The sequence below is a fragment of the Streptococcus sp. 27098_8_186 genome, assembly GCF_041432055.1.
Classification (GTDB): Bacteria; Bacillota; Bacilli; order Lactobacillales; family Streptococcaceae; genus Streptococcus; species Streptococcus dentalis.
In genome coordinates this window covers 1-19,496 of sequence record NZ_JAPVYV010000008.1, presented here as the reverse complement: position 1 = coordinate 19,496, position 19,496 = coordinate 1, and the positions used below count along the sequence as shown (strand labels likewise).

Here is a 19,496-nt window from a genome sequence, read left to right as displayed (position 1 = left end):
GTATCAGTGATCAGGCAAGTGCTTCCACGGTTTTGAGGCGCTTGCCTTTCTATCTGTATCGCGATATAATAGGTTGTAAGAAATGAAAAGGAGTTTGTATGAAAAAGAAACCTATCTATCTTTACATCCTGTTATTTTTCTCTACGGTTGGAACCCTAACATCAGCTGTCTCAACCTTTGGAGCTTCAAAGAGCTTTGAATTGACAGAGAATTTCGCAAACCAACTTGGTTTAACAACGGCTCAAGACAAGGCTGACTACGTGGCGTATTATGAGAAATCAGCCCAACTCAATCAGTCTCCACTAGCCTTTTTATTTGTTTCCCTAATTCTGATTGCCTTACTGGCAACTTTCTATTTTCTCTTTATGAAGCAGGATCTGTTAACAGCCCATTATACTTATATGGGGCAGATTTTGTTAAGTCAAGCCTTCTCTTGCTATAATTATTTTGCAGGGCGTCCGCTATTGGCTAGTTTTTCAAGCCCAGCACTTCGTCAACGATATCTGGCATCTTCATTGTTCGCTTTGTTGCTCTTGACTGCATTGACTCTTCTCTTCCTTGGAATTGTTTTGTATAAAACCTTGCGTTTGAGAAAAGCTCAAGCTACGGCGTAATAGATCAGTTTGAATAGAGCTCTCTTAGAGGATAAGAGAGCTTCTTGATTGGAGAAAAAGATGAAAGTATCCTTTGTTTATATTAGTCTGAGTGGGAATACAGAGAGTTTTGTCCGCCGCTTAAGTGACTATTTGCTGGAAGCCCATCCCGGACTTGAAATTGAGAAAGTTCATGTGAAAGACCTGGTCAAAGAGGGCCAACCCTTCTTTGAAATGACCAATCCTTTTATCACTTTTTTGCCAACCTATTTGGAAGGTGGAAATGGTGTTGACAATGGCGATGTGGAAATTTTGACGACAGATGTTGCGGCTTTTATTGCTTATGGAGACAACGCCAGTAAGTGCTTAGGAGTGGTTGGATCAGGCAATCGGAATTTTAACAATCAATATTGTTTAACCGCTAAGCAATACAGTCAACGCTTTGGTTTCCCCATGTTAGCCGATTTTGAAATGCGGGGGATGTTGGGAGATATAAAAAAAGTAGCTGCCATTGTAGAAGATTTGTACCATCTTTAAAACAAAGAGAGGCTGGGACAAAAGTCCTAGCCTCTTAATTGTTTTTGGATTGTCGAGCAAGACGCAGTGGTTGAGTGGGCTCTACTACGCTGATTTCATCAGCTTTTACAGCCCTACTCAACTGTGCGGAGGTGGGACGACGAAATCGAATTCTAACGAATTACCGATTTCTGTCCCACTCTCTCTTTTACGCTTTATTTTAATTTTTCTGTGATTTCTTTAGCAAGTAAGAGCCCTAATCGATAGTCTTTATTGATGGTATGGATGACATCGTTGATATTGTCGGTCTCTTGGATTTTTTCCTTGATGCTATCTTTGAAAGCTTGATCTTTCAAGAGTTGTTCTTGTAAGAGCCGTTGTAGTTTTTCTCTTTCGTACTTGTTAAATAAAAAGAGGACCACTAAACTGATGAGGATTAAGATGTAAACGGTTTGATTCATAGATTTCTCCTGTATATAAAGGATCTGAAAATGTAGAGAATGAAGGGCATTGGACACGAGAAAAGGAGTGAGAAAGAACTAAATTGAATTGCATTTAGTTTCTCCTCTCACTCCCATAAGAGATGTTCTACTTATCAATCATTAGATAAGAAATTACATTTTCTCAGGTGCATCGACACCAAGTAAGCGAAGGGCTTCTTTTAAGACGACTGCTGTTGAGTAGCTGAGAGCAAGACGGCTTTCGCGTTCTGGGCTTTCATCTAAGATACGAGTGTGTGCATAGTATTTGTTGAAGGCTTGGGCCAAGTTGATGGCATATTTTGCGATCAAAGATGGATCATAATTTTCAGCAGCACGTTTGACAACACGAGAGAAGTCTTGGAGAAGCTTGATGATTTCCCAGCTTTCAGGATCGTTCAAGCTGTACGTAGCATCTGTTGATGGTGTAAAGTTGGCTTTGCGAAGAATAGATTGGATACGAGCGTAAGCGTATTGGACATAAGGTCCAGTTTCTCCTTCGAAGGATACCATGGCTTCGAGGTCGAAGTCATAACCGTTGCGACGGTCTGTCTTCAAGTCGTAGAATTTAACCGCACCAACACCGACTGCATGTGCCACTTCTTCCTTGTTTTCAAGGTCAGGATTCTTTTCTTCGATCTGAGCTTTGGCACGAGAGATGGCTTCTTGAAGAGTTGGTTCGAGAAGGATGATATTTCCTTTACGAGTTGACAATTTTTGGCGGTTTTTTGTCACCAAACCAAAGTCAACGTGAACCATATCGTCGCTCCAGTCAAATCCCATTTTCTTCAAAACAGCTTTCAACTGACGGAAGTGGTTAGATTGTTCTTGACCTACAGCATAAATGTTTTTCACAAAGTTGTAAGTCCGTGCACGGTAGATAGCGGTTGCGATATCGCGAGTGATATAAAGAGTAGCACCGTCTGATTTTTTGATCATAGCTGGTGGAAGGTTCACATCATCCAACTCAACGATGCTAGCACCCTTAGACTCTTTCAACAAGCCTTTTTCTTCAAGGATTTGAACCCCTTCATCCATCTTGTCGTTGTAGAAAGCTTCCCCGTTTAAGCTATCAAACTCAACACCGAGGAGTTTGTAGATACGGTTGAATTCCACCAAGCTTTCGTCACGGAACCATTGCCACAATTCTGTTGCTTCTGGATCCCCATCTTCCAATTTTTTGAACCATTTACGTCCTTCTTCATCAAGCTCAGGATCGTTTTCAATTTCAGCGTTGATTCGAACATAAAGTTTTAGCAATTCATCGATTGGGTTGGCTTCGACAGCTTCCTTGCTACCCCATTTTTTGTAGGCCACCATCAAGAGACCGAACTGTTTACCCCAGTCCCCCAAGTGGTTGATTTTAATCGTGTTGTAGCCCATTTTGCGGAAGATGTTTGAAAGAGCATCCCCGATAACGGTTGAGCGCAAATGACCAACTGAGAATGGTTTTGCGATGTTTGGACTTGAAAGGTCGATGGTGATGTTTTGACCATGTCCTTCGTCTTGTTGACCGTAGTCTGCACCTGCTTCAATGACAGATTTGATTACTTGATCAGAGATCTTAGATTTGTCTAAGAAGAAGTTCACATAAGGTCCAGTTGCAACGACTTTTTCGAAGGCGCTTTGGTCGATCTTTTCAGCAATATCTGCAGCGATTGCTTGAGGAGCCTTGCGTTCCACTTTTGCAAGTGAGAAGGCTGGAAAAGCAATGTCACCAAGATCAGATGATTTTGGTTGTTCAAGCAAGTTTAAAATAGCATCTTGGTCAAGAGAGTCAATCACTTTGGCCAATTCACTAGCAATGAGTTCTTTATTGTTCATATTAGCTCCTTAGTCCTTTTAACTATTATTTTAACACAATTCTGAGCGAATTTTCAATTTTTTTGGTATAATTTAAAGTATATTTATTCAAAAGTGGAGGTCCAATGAAAAAGACAGAACGTCACCTTTTGATTCAACAAATGATTCGAAATGAAAAATTGTCGACTCAAAAAGAGATTCAGGATCGATTAGAAGCAAAAGGAATTGCTGTAACGCAAACAACTCTGTCACGAGATTTGCGCGATCTGGGTCTAGTCAAGGTGAAACGAAAAGACCAGTTGTATTATATTTTGCCCAATGAGCCTGAGGTGGCAGAGATTTATATTATGTTGTCCAGCCATGCCAAGTCGGTCTCACGTGCAGAATTCACCTTGGTCTTGCGGACAGAGCTAGGAGAAGCAGCTCTCTTGGCCAATGGTGTAGATGAAATGGCAGATGAGCGTATTTTGGGAACAGTAGCAGGGGCCAATACCCTCTTGATTGTTTGTCGAGACCAAGATGCAGCCATTGAAATTCAAAATGAAATTTTAGGGATGATGCAGTAGTCAAGCCCCGTTGGAGAGAAAGAGAGATGTCAAAAGGAGGAAGATAGTGAGCTATCTACTCCTGTTTTCATCTATGGAGCTTGTGTCAGAAAATGATGCAACAGTAAGGAATAAAGAAGTATGGCAGTAGAGAAAATATCCCCTGGAATGCAGCAGTATCTAGATATCAAAAAAGACTATCCGGACGCCTTTTTGCTGTTTCGAATGGGAGATTTTTACGAATTATTTTATGAAGATGCAGTGAATGCAGCTCAAATTTTAGAGATTTCCTTAACCTCACGGAATAAAAATGCAGAGAATCCGATCCCCATGGCGGGTGTTCCCTACCACTCGGCCCAGCAGTATATTGATGTTCTCATTGAACAGGGGTATAAGGTCGCGATTGCAGAACAAATGGAAGACCCCAAAGAAGCCAAAGGGGTCGTTAAGCGTGAAGTCGTACAGGTGATTACGCCGGGGACAGTGGTGGATTCGACCAAGCCAGATAGTGAGAATAACTTCCTAGTTGCTTTGGATCGGTCAGGAACTGATTATGGACTAGCCTATATGGATCTGGTGACAGGGGAGTTTCAGGTGACGACCCTCAATGACTTTAGCATGGTTTGTGGAGAAATCCGCAATTTACGTGCGCGTGAGGTGGTCCTGGGTTATGAGTTGCCAGAACAGGAAGAGCGTGTTTTTGTTAGCCAGATGAATCTCTTGCTGTCACATGTAGAGACGGCGCTTGATGATGTTCAACTCTTAGGGGATCAGTTGAGTGAGCTCGAAAAGAAAACAGCTGGGAAACTTCTCCAGTATGTCCACCAGACACAAATGCGGGAATTGAGCCACCTCAAAAAAGCCCATCATTATGAGATTTGCGATTTCTTGCAGATGGACTTTGCGACCAAGGCTAGTCTTGATTTGACAGAGAATGCGCGAACTGGGAAGAAACATGGTAGCTTGTATTGGTATTTGGATGAAACCAAGACGGCCATGGGAGGTCGTTTGTTGCGATCCTGGATTCAGAAACCCTTAGTCGATTTGAAACGGATTCGAGAGCGCCAGGACATCATTCAGGTCTTTATGGATCATTTCTTTGAACGGAGCGATTTGACCGACAGTCTCAAAGGGGTCTATGACATTGAACGCTTAGCGAGTCGGGTTTCCTTTGGTAAGATCAACCCTAAGGATCTCTTGCAGCTAGGAGATACTCTGGGGCATGTGCCGACGATCAAGTCGATTCTACTGGGGATTGGTGATCCGGTCTTAGATGTCTTGATTGCACGCTTGGATGAACTTCCCGAGTTGCACCGCTTGATTACCTCAGCTATTGCTCCGGAAGCGTCTGCTTTTATTACAGAGGGAAATATTATCCGTACTGGTTTTGACGAGCAATTGGACCAGTATCGTGTCGTTCTTCGGGATGGTACGGGTTGGATTGCTGAGATTGAAGCCAAGGAGCGCGAAGCCAGCGGCATTACAGGTCTAAAAATTGATTACAACAAGAAGGATGGTTACTATTTCCATGTCACCAATTCACAATTGAGCCACGTTCCAGCTCATTTTTTCCGCAAGGCGACCTTGAAAAATTCAGAACGCTTTGGTACGGAGGAATTGGCACGCATTGAAGGAGATATGCTAGAGGCGCGTGAGAAGTCTGCTAATCTGGAATATACGATTTTTATGCGGATTCGTGAAGAAGTTGGTAAGTATATCCAACGTCTGCAACAGTTAGCTCAGGCGATTGCGACGGTTGATGTTTTACAAAGTTTAGCCAGTGTCGCTGAGTCGCAACAGTTGAATCGTCCCTTCTTTCATGAAGAACGACGAATCGCGATCGACAAAGGCCGCCATCCGGTTGTTGAGAAAGTGATGGGAGCCCAGTCCTATATTCCTAATAGCATCTTTATGGATGAAGAACGGGACATTCAGCTGATTACGGGGCCAAATATGAGCGGGAAGTCTACCTATATGCGCCAATTGGCGATCATTGTGATTCTTGCCCAAATTGGCTCTTATGTTCCAGCGCAAAGGGCTGAATTGCCAATTTTTGATGCGATTTATACCCGGATCGGAGCTGCTGATGACCTGGTATCGGGTCAGTCTACCTTCATGGTGGAAATGATGGAAGCCAATCACGCCATTCGCAAGGCAACGCCTCAGTCCTTGATTTTATTTGATGAGTTGGGACGGGGAACGGCGACCTATGATGGGATGGCTCTCGCCCAGTCCATCATCGAATATATCCATGATCGGACCGGAGCCAAAACCTTGTTTGCGACCCATTACCATGAGTTGACGTCTCTCTCAGAGACCTTGTCCCGTTTGGAAAATGTTCATGTTGCGACCTTGGAGCGAGATGGTCAGGTTACCTTCTTGCACAAGATTGAACCCGGCCCAGCAGATAAGTCCTATGGGATTCACGTGGCTAAGATCGCTGGTTTGCCAGAAGAGTTGCTAAAGCGGGCGGATGCGATTTTGACCAAGCTCGAAGGACAATCCCAGCAAGTACCACTTGTGGACGCAACCCCTAAAAAGGAAGTACCTTCACAGGTTGCTGAACAAATGTCCCTCTTTGAGGAGGAGGCAGAAAATACAGTGATTACAGAATTGAAGAATCTGGATCTCTACAATATGACTCCCATGGAAGTCATGATGGCAGTCGCCGAATTGAAAAAGAAATTGTAAAAAGAAGATCCTCGTAATAGCGAGGATCTTTTATTGAAGACAAAGTCATCTTAGAAACTTTCCTTAGGTGAGTACGGACGTCAGCGAACTTCTTCGAAGTTCCAAGACTAATTATTGAGCCTAAGGTCTCAATAATTCCGAGTGCCTGAAACAATTGTGTTTCAGGCACTTTTCTCACAGCGGAAAGTTTCAGTAGATGATTGAATAACTATAACGAGTATAATTTTTATAGAATTTATTAGATTTGTATAAATGAACAGTTTATCTCCACTTTCAGATCCTCGTAGCACTGAGGATCTTTTTGCTTAGTGGTTAGTAATGCTTTGATTGATTTCTTGGACTTGTTTTTTATAAAAATGATAGGAGACCAACCAGATGATCACGTAAACGAGGGTGAATTCGACAACGAGTGAGAGGTAAAATCCGAGTCGTGCTGGAAACCAGCCAGCCAAAGTAGCCAGAGGAATAAACCCAAGTAACATGAGTAGGTAATGGCTCAGAGTAGCCCGTAAGAGACTCCAGTCTTTTTGAAAGAGGAGACTTCCGAAGCTAAAGAGGACCCCAATCGCACCCCAAACGAGGGCGCAATAGAGCATGACCAGTGAGCCGTGAACATGATGCAAGAACATCCAGCGGCCGACTGCAGAGTTGGGGCTTAAGGGAAGGTACAACTCAGGTGAGAAGAGGTAGGAAAAGAAGATGGATAAGATGAGCCCGATGAAAATCCCTTTTAGGGCGTCAGAAAAAGATTGTTTTAGCATGATAATTTCTCCTTAATGGCTTTCAAGTAACGACGGGAGGAGTAGGTCAGACTCCCGTTTTTAAGATGGATTTGCACAGATCCTCCACCGGTAAAGTGCAGGTGATCGATGGATTGGGTGTTGATAATTTCAGATTGGGAAATTTTGAGAAAGAAGGTCGGCAAGTCTTCAGATAGCTGATAGAGTGGTCCAGTCAGAATAAATTGATCTGTCATGGTCTCACCAATTACTTGCCGATTTTCAATGTAAAAACGTTGGAATAGCTGGCTTTCGATCAGGTAAGCTTCCCCATCCTTTTTGGCACGTAAGCGCCCTTTTTGATCCAATTCTTCCACAAAGTCACGGATTTTCTCAACACGCGCAGACAGTGCAGGTGCTGTGATCATCACCGCTTCTTCTTGGAAGTTGGAATCAATGTGTACTTCTACTTTCATAAGATATTTTCTCCCTCCTTTGGGTAAAGTCGGTTGGTCTGCTAGCCCGGCTCCTTCTTTACACTACTATTAAACACTTTTTCCAAAGGGAAGACAAGGAGATTTGTCTATGTGGTCGTTTTCTTTGCCTATGCGGTTTTTAAGGAAGAAGATGGGACTGGCCTCTATTTTTTAAGAAAGGGAGTCTTGTAGATCTGTGGTATAATAGAGCTACATGTATCGGTGAAAAAATAGGTAAAGGAGCAGACATGTCACAGATTATTGAATTGCCAGAAGTCCTCGCCAATCAGATTGCGGCAGGTGAAGTAATTGAACGACCTGCAAGCGTGGTCAAGGAATTGGTTGAAAACTCGATCGATGCTGGAGCTAGCCAGATCGTTGTTGAAATCGAAGAAGCAGGATTGAAGTCGATTCGGATTACAGACAATGGGGAAGGAATTGCGCATGATGAGGTCGCTTTAGCCCTCCGTCGACATGCGACCAGTAAGATCAAAAGTCAAGCGGATCTATTTCGTATTCGAACGCTTGGTTTTCGTGGTGAGGCCATGCCTTCCATTGCTTCTGTCAGTATTCTAACCCTTCTAACGGCGCAAGAAGGAGCTGCCCACGGGACCAAATTGGTCGCAAAGGGTGGCGAAATTGAGGAATTGGAGCCAGCGACAAGCCCTGTCGGGACCAAGATCACAGTGGAAGATCTCTTTTTTAATACCCCTGCTCGTCTCAAGTATTTAAAGAGCCAGCAGGCAGAGCTATCCCATATCGTGGATATTCTCAATCGCTTGAGCTTGGCCCATCCTGAGATTGCCTTTACCTTGATCAATGATGGAAAAGAAATGACCAAAACAGCGGGGACGGGTAATCTCCGGCAGGCGATTGCGGGCGTCTATGGCCTGGCGTCTGCTAAGAAGATGGTGGCCATTGAAAATCGCGACCTAGATTTTGAAGTGACGGGCTTTGTGTCTTTGCCTGAATTGACTCGTGCCAATCGCAATTACATCAGTCTCTTTATCAACGGCCGTTACATCAAGAATTTCTTGCTCAATCGGGCTATTTTAGATGGCTACGGTAGTAAACTCATGGTGGGGCGCTTCCCGCTCGCGATCATTAATATTCAGATCGACCCTTACTTAGCGGATGTCAATGTTCACCCTACCAAGCAAGAGGTTCGTATCTCCAAAGAACGGGAATTAATGGCCTTGATCTCCCAGGCGATTGCGAATGCTTTGAAAGAGCAGGATCTGATTCCGGATGCTCTAGAAAATCTAGCCAAGTCGACCATTCGCCGAACAGAAAAGCCAGTACAGACAACCCTGCCTTTAAAAGAAAACCGTCTCTATTATGATCGAGAAAGCCAAGATTTCAAACTTCGACCAGAAGTGGAAGATCCTCAACTGCCTCTAACAGATGAGGTTGTTACTGAAGCTAGAATCCAAGAAAACCTAGTAGAAAAACCGACAAGCGCGATCAAGTTTGCGGAAAGAAAGACTGTGGTTTATGATGAACTGGATCACCCAGAGTTGGATCTTGCTAGTCTAGACAAGGCCTATGATAAGTTGGATGGGGAAGAACATTCGACCTTCCCAGAGTTGGAATATTTTGGTCAGATGCATGGAACCTATCTCTTTGCCCAAGGAAATGGGGGCCTATATATCATTGACCAGCACGCGGCCCAAGAGCGGGTCAAATACGAAGAATACCGGGAGAGCATCGGGGACGTAGACGGCAGTCAGCAACAACTGCTGGTGCCTTATATCTTTGAGTTTCCTACAGACGATCTGATCCGCCTGCAACAGCGCAAGCACCTCTTAGAAGAAGTGGGCGTCTACTTAGAAGAATACGGAGCTAACCAGTTGATCTTACGGGAGCATCCGATCTGGATGAAGGAAGAAGAGATCGAGTCGGGGATCTATGAAATGTGTGATATGCTCCTTTTGACCAAGGAAGTGTCCATCAAGAAATACCGGGCTGAGTTGGCCATCATGATGTCCTGCAAACGCTCCATCAAGGCCAATCACACACTGGACGATTACTCCGCACGGGATCTCATCTACCAATTGTCCCAATGTGACAACCCTTATAACTGCCCTCACGGTCGTCCGGTCTTGGTCAACTTCACCAAGTCGGATATGGAAAAGATGTTCCGACGCATTCAGGAAAATCACACCAGTCTGCGGGAATTGGGTAAATATTAATCAAACAATAAAGGAATCTTATGTACGAATACATTAAAGGAATCTTAACAAAAATCACCGCTAAATACATCGTGGTAGAAACAGCTGGAATCGGCTATCTCTTGCATGTGGCCAATCCCTATGCATACTCTGGTAAAATGAACCAAGAGGTGCACGTCTATCTGCACCAAGTGGTTCGGGAAGACGCTCACCTTCTCTATGGCTTTGCGACCGAAGAAGAGAAACAGCTCTTTTTAAACTTGATCTCAGTCTCTGGGATTGGACCTGTCTCAGCTCTGGCCATCATTGCTGCGGATGACAATGCAGGCCTTGTCCAAGCCATCGAAAGCAAGAACATCACCTACTTGACCAAGTTTCCAAAGATCGGCAAGAAAACAGCCCAACAGATGGTGCTGGACTTGGAAGGTAAGATCAATCTTGATCTAGAAGATGCACCGGCTCAGTCCAAAGCCAAAGTTGCAGAAGAAAATCAAGCCCTGGAAGAAGCTATGGAAGCCATGTTGGCTTTGGGCTACAAGGCAACGGAACTCAAGAAAATCAAGAAATTCTTTGAAGGAACTTCTGATACTGCTGAAAACTACATCAAGTCTGCCCTTAAGATGTTGGTGAAATAGGAGAAGAGGATGCCAAAACGTTGTGGATGGGTTAAAATGAACAACCCTCTCTATGTAGCCTACCACGATGAGGAATGGGGACGGCCCCTCCATGATGACCAAGCGCTTTTTGAGTTGCTTTGCATGGAGACCTATCAGGCTGGCCTATCTTGGGAAACGATGCTCAATAAACGCCAGGCCTTCCGTCAAGTTTTTAATGGTTACCAAATTCAAGCTGTTGCAGACATGACGGATGAAGAGCTGGAAGTTTTGATGAATAATCCAGCAATTATCCGCAATCGAGCGAAGATCTTTGCGACACGTACCAACGCCCAGGCCTTTTTACAAGTCCAGGCAGAATTCGGCTCTTTTGATGCCTATCTGTGGTCTTTTGTTGAGGGGAAAACCATCAACAATGATGTTCCGGATTACCGGCTGGCTCCTGCGAAGACAGCTCTTTCCGAGAAGCTTGCTAAAGATCTCAAAAAGCGTGGTTTTAAGTTCACTGGACCAGTCGCTGTCTTGTCCTATCTGCAGGCTGCAGGGCTAGTTGATGACCATGAGAATGATTGTGAATGGAAAAGTGGAAATAAGTGACGTTAGATGTCTAGAACATCGGAGAATATAGAAAAAGCTGAGAGTTCTATCTCAGCTTTCTTTGTTATAGTCAAAGCGAATGACCTGCTCCGTTGCATCTACATGGGCGTGGACTCCAAAGGGAACAATCGCTCTTGGTGTGGCATGGCCGACGTTTAGATTATAGACAATCGGGATATTGCTATCAATGATCTCCAATAGTGCCTCTTTATAGTCGTCATAGAAAGTTTCATCCATAGGTTTTCCGACCAAGAGCCCACTGATGACCGCGAATATGCCCGTGTCCTTTAAAGTCCGCAACATCTTTTTGAAGTCGTCAGGTTCAGGCTTTTCTTGGCTGGTTTCTAGCAAGAGGATTTTTCCTTCCCAATCTGACAAGTCAGGGAAAAGTTTGTATTTTTGGCAGAGGTCCGTGCTATCTGCGTGTAGAGAGTTGTCAAAAATATCATAGAGAGACTCAAGACAACCACCGAGGATTTCTCCCTCAAACTGAGCATTGCCTTGTAACAAGTCAAAACCAGTATTTGCATGGCTGACACGAGGTGTTCCCAAGGCTTTGGGACTAAAATCAGTCCGTTCCTCGTACCAAACGTTACTAGGGCGAATTTCTGAGATTTTTCCAGTCTCAATCAATTCTTTAAAGTAGTGGCAGCTATATGGCAACATTTCTTTGTCTAACTCACAAATGTCTGCTAAGAAGGATTGACCATAAAAAGTCTTGATTCCTAGTTTATGCAACATGAGATGGTTCATGGTCGTATCCGAGAAGCCAAGAAAAATTTTTTGCTTGATAACCTTTTGTAGCTGGTCATTTTCAAAAAGATGGGGCAATAAACGATAGGTATCGTTTCCACCGATGGCGCATAAGATCATGTCGATGCTATCATCAGAAAAGGCCTGAATCAAATCCTCTGCACGAGCTTCAGGATGTTCTTTGATAAAATCTAAGCCTTTTAGCGAATGAGGTAAAAAGATAGGATTGAGTCCGAGGTCCTTGAGACGTTGAATACCCAAGTCCACTTCGTGCTTGACAAAGTCTTCACCCATAGTCCCACTAGATAAACTTATAATACCAATAGTAGAAGTCATATCTCATCCTCCTAAAAATAAATTGATGCTATTGTATCACAAAAGATGAGGGGAAACAACAAGAATTAGAGTCAGAAGAAGGCTTTTAGATCAAGAAAGTAGTAAAAAGGCAACCGCTCGATATGGTTGCTTCAGAATATAGATAAGCTCTATCAACAATAGAAAATAGCCCTTTAGAAGTTGATTGCCACATAGTTAAAACTCTTAGGGATGCTGATGTAATAGTATTTCTAAGAGTTTTTTACTTTATCTTCAATCTGTTTTTTAAATAATTTAGGAAATTGTGTTAAAATGAAATGAAAATTACGAATAGTATAAGTGGGAGGCACCATGAAGGCGGAAATTATTGCAGTTGGAACAGAAATTCTAACAGGACAAATTGTGAACACCAATGCTCAATTCTTGTCTGAAAAATTGGCTAGTTTAGGGATTGATGTCTATTATCATGTGGAGGTAGGAGACAATGAAGGTCGTCTCTTCTCGACCATTGAGACAGCTTCAAAACGCAGTGATTTGGTGATTTTATGTGGTGGACTTGGGCCAACAGAGGATGATTTGACCAAGCAAACCCTTGCTAAGTTTTTAGGGAAAGAACTGGTTTTTGATACGACAGCGCTTGCCAAACTCGACACCTTCTTTGCCAGTCGCCCTGATTATGTCCGGACGCCCAATAATGAGCGACAAGCACAATTGATTGCCGGTTCAATCCCCCTTCAAAACCGTACAGGTCTCGCGGTTGGAGGTTTGATTGAAGTCAATGGTGTGACCTATGTCGTTCTACCTGGTCCACCAAGTGAGTTAAAACCCATGGTCAATGAACAATTGGTGCCTCATTTGACAACAGGGGAAGAGCTTTTTTCAAGAGTCTTGCGCTTCTTTGGGATTGGGGAAAGCCAGCTAGTTACGATCCTAGCAGATATCATTGAAAAGCAGAGTGATCCGACGGTTGCCCCTTATGCCAAGACGGGAGAAGTAACCTTGCGTCTATCTACAAAGGCGAAGGATCAAGCCTCAGCGGATGCTAAGCTCGATGTCTTAGAAAAGGAAATCTTATCCCGTCATACTCTGGATCATCAACCCTTGCAAGAGTTGTTTTACGGTTATGGGGATGACAATTCGATGGCCAAGGTGGCCTTTGATCTTTTGAAACAGGCTGGTAAGACCATTACAGCTGCAGAAAGCCTGACGGCCGGCCTTTTCCAAGCGACTTTGGCAGATTTTTCAGGTGCGTCCAGCATCTTCGCGGGTGGTTTTGTCACCTATAGTTTGGAAGAAAAAAGCAAGATGTTGTCTATTCCAGCTCAAGAGTTAGAGCAACATGGAGTGGTGTCTCATTTTACAGCTCAAGCCATGGCTTCACAGGCCCGTAAGTTAACAGGATCCGATTATGGTGTTAGCCTGACCGGAGTTGCGGGGCCAGATAGTCTAGAAGGGCACCCAGCAGGGACTGTCTTTATCGGACTTGCGACTCCGAATGGAGTGGATAGTGTCCAAGTTAATATCGCTGGACGTAGCCGGGCGGATGTCCGCGAAATTGCAGTCCTTCATGCCTTTAATTTGGTGCGCTTGGCTGTATTAAATGGTGAAAATTTGGTATAATGAAGCTTGTGCCAAATGAAGAATAATTCTAAAAATGGATAGGAAATATGCCTTTCAAATGGCGGAAACCGTTGGTGAGTTGCATGAATTTCCTGTATAGTAAAAACATAGGAGAAAAGAATGGCGAAAAAACAGAAAAAATTAGATGATATCTCTAAAAAATTTGGAGATGAGCGTGAAAAAGCGCTCAATGATGCCCTGAAGTTGATCGAAAAGGATTTTGGTAAGGGATCGATCATGCGTTTGGGCGAACGTGCAGAGCAAAAGGTACAAGTCATGAGCTCTGGTTCCTTGGCGCTTGATATTGCCTTGGGGGCTGGTGGTTATCCAAAAGGTCGGATCATCGAAATCTATGGTCCAGAATCATCTGGTAAAACAACCGTTGCCCTCCATGCAGTAGCCCAAGCACAGAAAGAAGGGGGCATTGCTGCCTTTATCGATGCCGAGCATGCCTTGGATCCATCTTATGCAGCAGCTCTTGGGGTCAATATCGACGAACTTCTCTTGTCTCAACCAGACTCAGGGGAACAAGGACTTGAAATTGCTGGTAAATTGATCGACTCTGGTGCGGTTGATTTGGTGGTTGTCGACTCTGTTGCGGCCTTGGTCCCACGTGCGGAAATCGATGGAGATATCGGAGATAGCCACGTTGGTTTGCAAGCGCGGATGATGAGCCAAGCTATGCGTAAACTCGGAGCTTCTATCAATAAGACGAAGACCATTGCCATCTTTATCAACCAATTACGTGAAAAAGTTGGGGTCATGTTTGGGAACCCTGAAACCACACCTGGTGGTCGTGCCCTTAAATTCTATGCTTCTGTCCGTCTAGATGTTCGTGGAAATACTCAAATCAAGGGGACTGGGGACCAAAAAGATACCAACGTTGGTAAGGAAACTAAGATCAAGGTTGTGAAGAACAAGGTGGCTCCACCGTTCAAAGAAGCTATGGTTGAAATTATGTACGGGGAAGGAATTTCACGTACAGGTGAGTTGGTGAAGATTGCAACAGATTTGGATATCATCCAAAAAGCGGGTGCGTGGTACTCCTATAACGGCGAAAAAATTGGTCAAGGATCTGAAAATGCTAAGAAATTCTTGGCTGACCACCCAGAAATTTTTGACGAAATCGACCATAAGGTTCGGGTTCATTTTGGTTTGATCGAAGAAGACGAAGCAGTGAAAACCCTTGATAAAACTGAAGAAGCAGCTCCTGTCGTAGAAGAAGTAACTCTAGATTTAGATGACGCGATTGAAATTGAAGATTAATTTTTTTCAAAATAGGTCGCTAGACTGATGGTTTTTGTGTTATAATTTAATACGATAGTATTATCGTGTGGCGAAAGGAGTGCATGCATGATTAAAATTTATACAGTGTCAAGTTGTACGAGTTGTAAAAAAGCAAAGACTTGGCTCAACGCTCACCAGCTAACTTATAAAGAACAAAACCTCGGTAAGGAAGGGATCACCAAAGAAGAATTATTGGATATCCTTACAAAGACTGAAAATGGAGTGGCAAGTATTGTCTCTTCAAAAAATCGATACGCTAAAAGTCTAGGAGTGGACATCGAAGACTTGAGTGTCAATGAAGTCATTGACATCATCATGGAAACACCTCGTATTCTTAAAAGTCCGATCTTGGTAGATGACAAACGTCTCCAAGTGGGTTACAAAGAAGATGATATTCGTGCCTTCTTGCCACGATCAGTTCGAAATGTAGAAAATGCAGAAGCGCGGATGCGTGCAGCCCTTTAAAACGATTGAAAATCAGAAACAGTTTGTTTCTGATTTTTTCTTGTTCAAAATAGAAATGGATAGTAGTTAACTGCACCGATTTACGAAATCTATGATACAATATTTTAGAAAACAATAACTAGTAAGGAATGGAAAATGAAAAGGAAAATCTTCTTATTGGGTGCGCTTGTGTTGTGTTTGGCTGGATGCAGTCAAAAAAAGCAATCAAAAACTCCTACCTCAAGTGAGCAAAAAGCAATCAAAGCGAAAGCAGAACAGCTACAAAAGGATAATAAGAGTATCTTGCAAAAGGCAGAAGAAAATCAAGTGGTCACAAGAACCTTTGTCTTTCCAACAGATGATAAGGGGACACAACAGACGCAAATCGTCACCTATGTGGGGAATACTTTCAAAAAGTTGGAGACCATTAATGTAACGGCAACCAATGAAGAATTGAAAAAAGGGATTCAACAGGTTGGAGTTGAGGAAGCGCAAAAGCAATTGAGAGATTCCTTTAACAAGGATGATGCCTTTAAGGAAGCGTTGACAGTTCCTGGCTTCACAGCTGATTTGACCTTGGAAAATGAGAATGAATACAAGGTAACGATCACCTATAACTTTGAAGCGATGGATGTGAAGAAGGCCGAAGGTATGACTTACTTCAAAAACAATCACTTACCAGAGTTGTTGAAGCTGACACCGAGCCAATTTACGGATAATCTCATCAATGCAGGAGCAAGTGAGCAAAAATAAAAAAACAGTTTAGATAAAATAGCTCAAAAATGCTTGAAAAAGCTGTAAAATCAAGGGCTTGACCATTGTGGAAAACTCTTGATTATGGTATAATAGTAATATTCTAAGGAAAGAGGGTGTTCTTGTGGGATTTACAGATGAAACAGTACGTTTTAATCTTGATGATTCAAATCGTAAGGAAATTAGCGAGACCTTGAAAGATGTTTACTTGTCACTGGATGAAAAAGGCTACAATCCAATTAATCAAATCGTAGGATACGTACTCAGTGGTGATCCTGCCTATGTACCTCGTTATAATAATGCACGAAACCAAATTCGTAAATATGAACGAGATGAAATCGTTGAAGAATTGGTACGTTATTATTTGAAAGGGCAAGGGATAGACCTCTAATGAGAATTATGGGATTGGATGTTGGCTCAAAGACCGTTGGGGTTGCTGTGAGTGATCCTCTCGGTTTTACAGCTCAGGGTCTTGAAATCATCCAAATCGATGAAGACAAAAGAGAATTCGGTTTGGAGCGCTTAGCCGAATTAGTAGCTCAATACAAGGTGGACCGTTTTGTTGTGGGCTTGCCGAAAAACATGAACAACACCAGCGGACCGCGTGTGGAAGCCAGTCAGGCTTATGGCACGATGATTGCTGAAAAGTTTGGCTTGCCAGTCGACTACCAAGACGAACGGTTGACGACAGTTGCTGCAGAGCGGATGTTGATTGAGCAAGCAGATATTAGCCGTAGCAAACGCAAAAAAGTCATTGATAAGTTAGCGGCGCAGCTTATTTTACAAAATTATTTAGATCGCAATTTTTAGAAAGAAAACGAGGAAGAATAGTATGGCACATGATCATAACCACGACCATGAAGAACGTGAATTAATCACATTGGTGGATGAACAAGGAAATGAAACCTTGTTTGAAATTCTTTTGACCATTGATGGCAAAGAAGAATTTGGAAAGAACTATGTTCTTTTGATCCCTGCAAATGCAGAAGAAGATGAAAATGGCGAAGTTGAAATCCAAGCATATTCATTTACAGAAAACGAAGACGGAACAGAAGGCGACCTTCAACCAATCCCAGAAGACTCAGATGCAGAATGGGATATGATCGAAGAAGTCTTCAACAGCTTTATGGAGGAGTAAAAACGTCCGGGGGACGTTTTTAGCCCAGCTCCTAGAAATACGAGAGAGCTGGTAAGTCCAGTGGATGTTTTTACCCCAACTCCTAGAAACTAGAAAGAGTTGGTAAGTCCGATGGACTTGCTGTAAAAATGAGAAAGAAATAACTACAAAAGAAAGGAGCGCAAACGTCAGAAGAGGTTTTGTCGCTTTTTTCTTTTAGGAGGAAGATGTGAATAAGATTGAGCAATGGATGAATAGCCGGATCGGTCTGAATTTTCGATCGGGACTGGATCGTATGGAGCAGGCAGTGAGCCTTTTAGGGAGGCCGGATAAGGCTTATCCGATCCTTCATGTGACAGGAACCAATGGGAAGGGATCCACAATCGCCTTTCTGCGTCAATTGTTGATGGCTCACGGAAAGAAGGTTGGAACCTTTACTTCTCCTCATATGATCAGTATCCATGATCGGATTTGTATTGGGGATCAGCCGATTTCAGATGAAGATTTTACTCGGATTGGCCAAGAAGTCCAACAAATGGAGCAGACCTTGCTTCAAACCCAGGACCAACTCTCTTATTTTGAGATTATCTGCCTCATGGCTCTCTTGTATTTTAAGGAACAAGCTGTGGACGTGGTCTTATTGGAAGTTGGTATCGGTGGGCTTCTAGATACCACCAATGTAGTGACGGGAGAGATCGCAGTGATCACTTCGGTCGGCCTGGATCACCAGGAAACACTGGGAGGGACGATTGCGGAAATCGCCCAGCAAAAGGCAGGAATCTTTAAGAAGGGCAAGAAAGCTGTGGTGGGCCCCTTATCGGATGAAGCTGCAGCCGTTTGTCAAGAAAGGGCCGAGCAATTGGATGTGGATCTCCACGCCTTCCAGAAAGATTTTGGGTTAGAGCAGGATTGTTTTTGGAATGAAAGTGTGGAACTTGTCTTGCCGTCTCTGGGCTTGAAGGGTGATTACCAACGGGAAAATGCTGCAGTAGCTCTGGAGGCCTTTCTCCTCTATATGGAGGGGCTAGATCAAGAAGTGGATATGGATCAGGTCAAACTGGCCTTACAAGAGACGCGGTGGCCTGGACGTCTAGAGTTGTTTGGTGACCAGGTGTATCTTGATGGCGCCCATAATCCTCATGCTATGTTGCGCTTGATCGAGTTTGCCAATAGCTTAGCAGGAAAGCGCGTGAAGATTTTATTTGGGGCCCTCAAGCGAAAAGATTATAGCGGGATGCTCCAAACGCTTCAAGCGGGATTGCCGGAAGCTGAATTGATTTTGACGACCTTTCATTACGGTGAAGTGGTGGCACAAGGCGACCGACAAGACCTGCCCTATGTAGCGGACTACAAGGCCTATATCAAAGAATTTATGGATCAGAGTTCCCCAGATGAAGTCTTATTTGTCACAGGATCCTTGTATTTTATTGCGGAAGTAAGGGCATTTTTATTAGAGGGGTAAACAATTGACCTAAAGACTTTCTTGGCGTATACTGGTGGTAGATAGTATATGGTTATGGCGAAAGGAGCCGATCTTAATGAAAAAAATCATGTCTATACTGACCTTGGCAGTAGCCCTTTTCCTGACTGCTTGTAGCCAGCAAGAAAAAGCGACACAGACTTCGAGCAAACAGACGTCTGCTTCATCACAGACTGTGACTTCAGCGAGTGAAGAACAGAAAGAAGGAGTGTCCATCGATGGCAGTTATCGAGGACAGGACGAGGAAAATACGATTCTCTTAGTTGTGACGGGTCAAAAAGGCACGTTTACGGTGCAAGAAGCTGATGGAGAAGAAGAGACCAAAGAGGTCAGCATTGATCCGGTCAATCAATCCATGCGTATCGGGGATGAGCCTTATCGCTATCGGATCGAAGGAGATCAGTTGTCGCTAGAAGACCTAGAGCAAGCAGAGGATGATCAAGGGATTATCGTTTTGACCAAGCAATAAGGGGCGAAACAAAAGAGAGGCTGGGACAAAAGTCCTAGCCTCTCTTTTGTTTTT

At 43.5% G+C, this 19,496-nt stretch carries 21 protein-coding genes; 16 read left to right on the top strand and 5 right to left on the bottom strand.

Translation table 11 applies throughout. The features are described 5' to 3' along the window. The first annotated feature begins 98 nt into the window (after nt 1–98). Nucleotides 99–614: a hypothetical protein gene (locus O3602_RS07730; protein ID WP_003012953.1), complete on the top strand. Its 516-nt coding sequence runs from the start codon at nt 99–101 to the stop codon at nt 612–614. Nucleotides 615–662: 48 nt separating this feature from the next. After that, nucleotides 663–1,130, top strand: a complete 468-nt coding sequence (gene nrdI / locus O3602_RS07725; RefSeq protein WP_141561986.1) for a class Ib ribonucleoside-diphosphate reductase assembly flavoprotein NrdI — start codon at nt 663–665, stop codon at nt 1,128–1,130. Nucleotides 1,131–1,324: 194 nt separating this feature from the next. On the opposite strand, the gene O3602_RS07720 is transcribed toward nrdI, so the two are convergent. Together O3602_RS07720 and argS are read right to left on the bottom strand one after the other, a co-directional pair. Beyond that, a complete protein-coding gene (locus O3602_RS07720; RefSeq protein WP_003002110.1) occupies nt 1,325–1,570 on the bottom strand; it encodes a hypothetical protein in 246 nt (81 codons plus the stop codon). A 153-nt stretch (nt 1,571–1,723) separates the two neighbouring features. Beyond that, nucleotides 1,724–3,412 carry an arginine--tRNA ligase gene (gene argS, locus O3602_RS07715; protein WP_003012876.1) on the bottom strand — a complete coding sequence of 563 codons (1,689 nt, stop codon included), beginning with the start codon at nt 3,410–3,412 and terminating at the stop codon, nt 1,724–1,726. Nucleotides 3,413–3,516: 104 nt separating this feature from the next. Here argS and argR point away from each other — a divergent pair, with 104 nt between their 5' ends. Further along, a complete protein-coding gene (gene argR / locus O3602_RS07710) occupies nt 3,517–3,957 on the top strand; it encodes an arginine repressor (RefSeq protein WP_371611467.1) in 441 nt (146 codons plus the stop codon). Between the two features lie 120 nt (nt 3,958–4,077). Further along, a complete protein-coding gene (gene mutS / locus O3602_RS07705; protein WP_371611466.1) occupies nt 4,078–6,627 on the top strand; it encodes a DNA mismatch repair protein MutS in 2,550 nt (849 codons plus the stop codon). A 305-nt stretch (nt 6,628–6,932) separates the two neighbouring features. Here mutS and O3602_RS07700 read toward each other — a convergent pair whose 3' ends face one another. Both O3602_RS07700 and O3602_RS07695 read right to left on the bottom strand, forming a co-directional pair. After that, entirely contained in the window at nt 6,933–7,388 is a 456-nt protein-coding gene (locus tag O3602_RS07700; protein WP_371611465.1) for a DUF3021 domain-containing protein, read from the bottom strand. After that, nucleotides 7,382–7,822, bottom strand: a complete 441-nt coding sequence (locus O3602_RS07695) for a LytTR family DNA-binding domain-containing protein (RefSeq protein WP_003012880.1) — start codon at nt 7,820–7,822, stop codon at nt 7,382–7,384. Before O3602_RS07695 ends, O3602_RS07700 begins: the two co-directional genes overlap by 7 nt. Nucleotides 7,823–8,070: 248 nt before the next feature. Here O3602_RS07695 and mutL point away from each other — a divergent pair, with 248 nt between their 5' ends. From mutL to O3602_RS07680, 3 genes are read left to right on the top strand one after another with little or no spacing between them, the layout of a single operon-like run. Continuing rightward, nucleotides 8,071–10,014, top strand: coding sequence for a DNA mismatch repair endonuclease MutL (gene mutL / locus O3602_RS07690; protein ID WP_270299965.1), 1,944 nt, complete (start codon nt 8,071–8,073; stop codon nt 10,012–10,014). A 20-nt stretch (nt 10,015–10,034) separates the two neighbouring features. Further along, nucleotides 10,035–10,628 (top strand): Holliday junction branch migration protein RuvA, encoded by a 594-nt coding sequence (gene ruvA / locus O3602_RS07685; RefSeq protein WP_003002260.1) that lies wholly within the window; start codon nt 10,035–10,037, stop codon nt 10,626–10,628. Between the two features lie 9 nt (nt 10,629–10,637). Beyond that, nucleotides 10,638–11,204 carry a DNA-3-methyladenine glycosylase I gene (locus O3602_RS07680; RefSeq protein ID WP_371611464.1) on the top strand — a complete coding sequence of 189 codons (567 nt, stop codon included), beginning with the start codon at nt 10,638–10,640 and terminating at the stop codon, nt 11,202–11,204. A gap of 51 nt (nt 11,205–11,255) precedes the next feature. On the opposite strand, the gene O3602_RS07675 is transcribed toward O3602_RS07680, so the two are convergent. Next, nucleotides 11,256–12,293: a S66 peptidase family protein gene (locus tag O3602_RS07675; protein WP_151379239.1), complete on the bottom strand. Its 1,038-nt coding sequence runs from the start codon at nt 12,291–12,293 to the stop codon at nt 11,256–11,258. 330 nt (nt 12,294–12,623) lie between these two features. Here O3602_RS07675 and O3602_RS07670 point away from each other — a divergent pair, with 330 nt between their 5' ends. From O3602_RS07670 to O3602_RS07630, 9 genes are all read left to right on the top strand, one after another. Continuing rightward, complete coding sequence (locus O3602_RS07670) at nt 12,624–13,892, top strand: competence/damage-inducible protein A (RefSeq protein WP_371611463.1); 1,269 nt, start codon at nt 12,624–12,626, stop codon at nt 13,890–13,892. A gap of 120 nt (nt 13,893–14,012) precedes the next feature. Then, nucleotides 14,013–15,158 (top strand): recombinase RecA, encoded by a 1,146-nt coding sequence (recA, locus tag O3602_RS07665; protein ID WP_003002082.1) that lies wholly within the window; start codon nt 14,013–14,015, stop codon nt 15,156–15,158. An 87-nt stretch (nt 15,159–15,245) separates the two neighbouring features. Next, complete coding sequence (gene spx / locus O3602_RS07660) at nt 15,246–15,644, top strand: transcriptional regulator Spx (protein ID WP_003002116.1); 399 nt, start codon at nt 15,246–15,248, stop codon at nt 15,642–15,644. 135 nt (nt 15,645–15,779) lie between these two features. Continuing rightward, complete coding sequence (locus O3602_RS07655) at nt 15,780–16,376, top strand: SP0191 family lipoprotein (protein ID WP_369087926.1); 597 nt, start codon at nt 15,780–15,782, stop codon at nt 16,374–16,376. 124 nt (nt 16,377–16,500) lie between these two features. Continuing rightward, nucleotides 16,501–16,767, top strand: coding sequence for an IreB family regulatory phosphoprotein (locus tag O3602_RS07650; RefSeq protein ID WP_003002070.1), 267 nt, complete (start codon nt 16,501–16,503; stop codon nt 16,765–16,767). Then, nucleotides 16,767–17,186, top strand: a complete 420-nt coding sequence (gene ruvX, locus O3602_RS07645) for a Holliday junction resolvase RuvX (protein ID WP_003002199.1) — start codon at nt 16,767–16,769, stop codon at nt 17,184–17,186. The genes O3602_RS07650 and ruvX overlap by 1 nt, the downstream gene beginning before the upstream one ends. A 22-nt stretch (nt 17,187–17,208) precedes the next feature. After that, nucleotides 17,209–17,514, top strand: coding sequence for a DUF1292 domain-containing protein (locus O3602_RS07640; RefSeq protein ID WP_003001941.1), 306 nt, complete (start codon nt 17,209–17,211; stop codon nt 17,512–17,514). Nucleotides 17,515–17,722: 208 nt separating this feature from the next. Then, nucleotides 17,723–18,955, top strand: a complete 1,233-nt coding sequence (locus O3602_RS07635; RefSeq protein ID WP_371611462.1) for a folylpolyglutamate synthase/dihydrofolate synthase family protein — start codon at nt 17,723–17,725, stop codon at nt 18,953–18,955. A gap of 76 nt (nt 18,956–19,031) precedes the next feature. Next, nucleotides 19,032–19,442, top strand: coding sequence for an SP_0198 family lipoprotein (locus tag O3602_RS07630; RefSeq protein ID WP_371611461.1), 411 nt, complete (start codon nt 19,032–19,034; stop codon nt 19,440–19,442). Nucleotides 19,443–19,496: the final 54 nt, after the last annotated feature.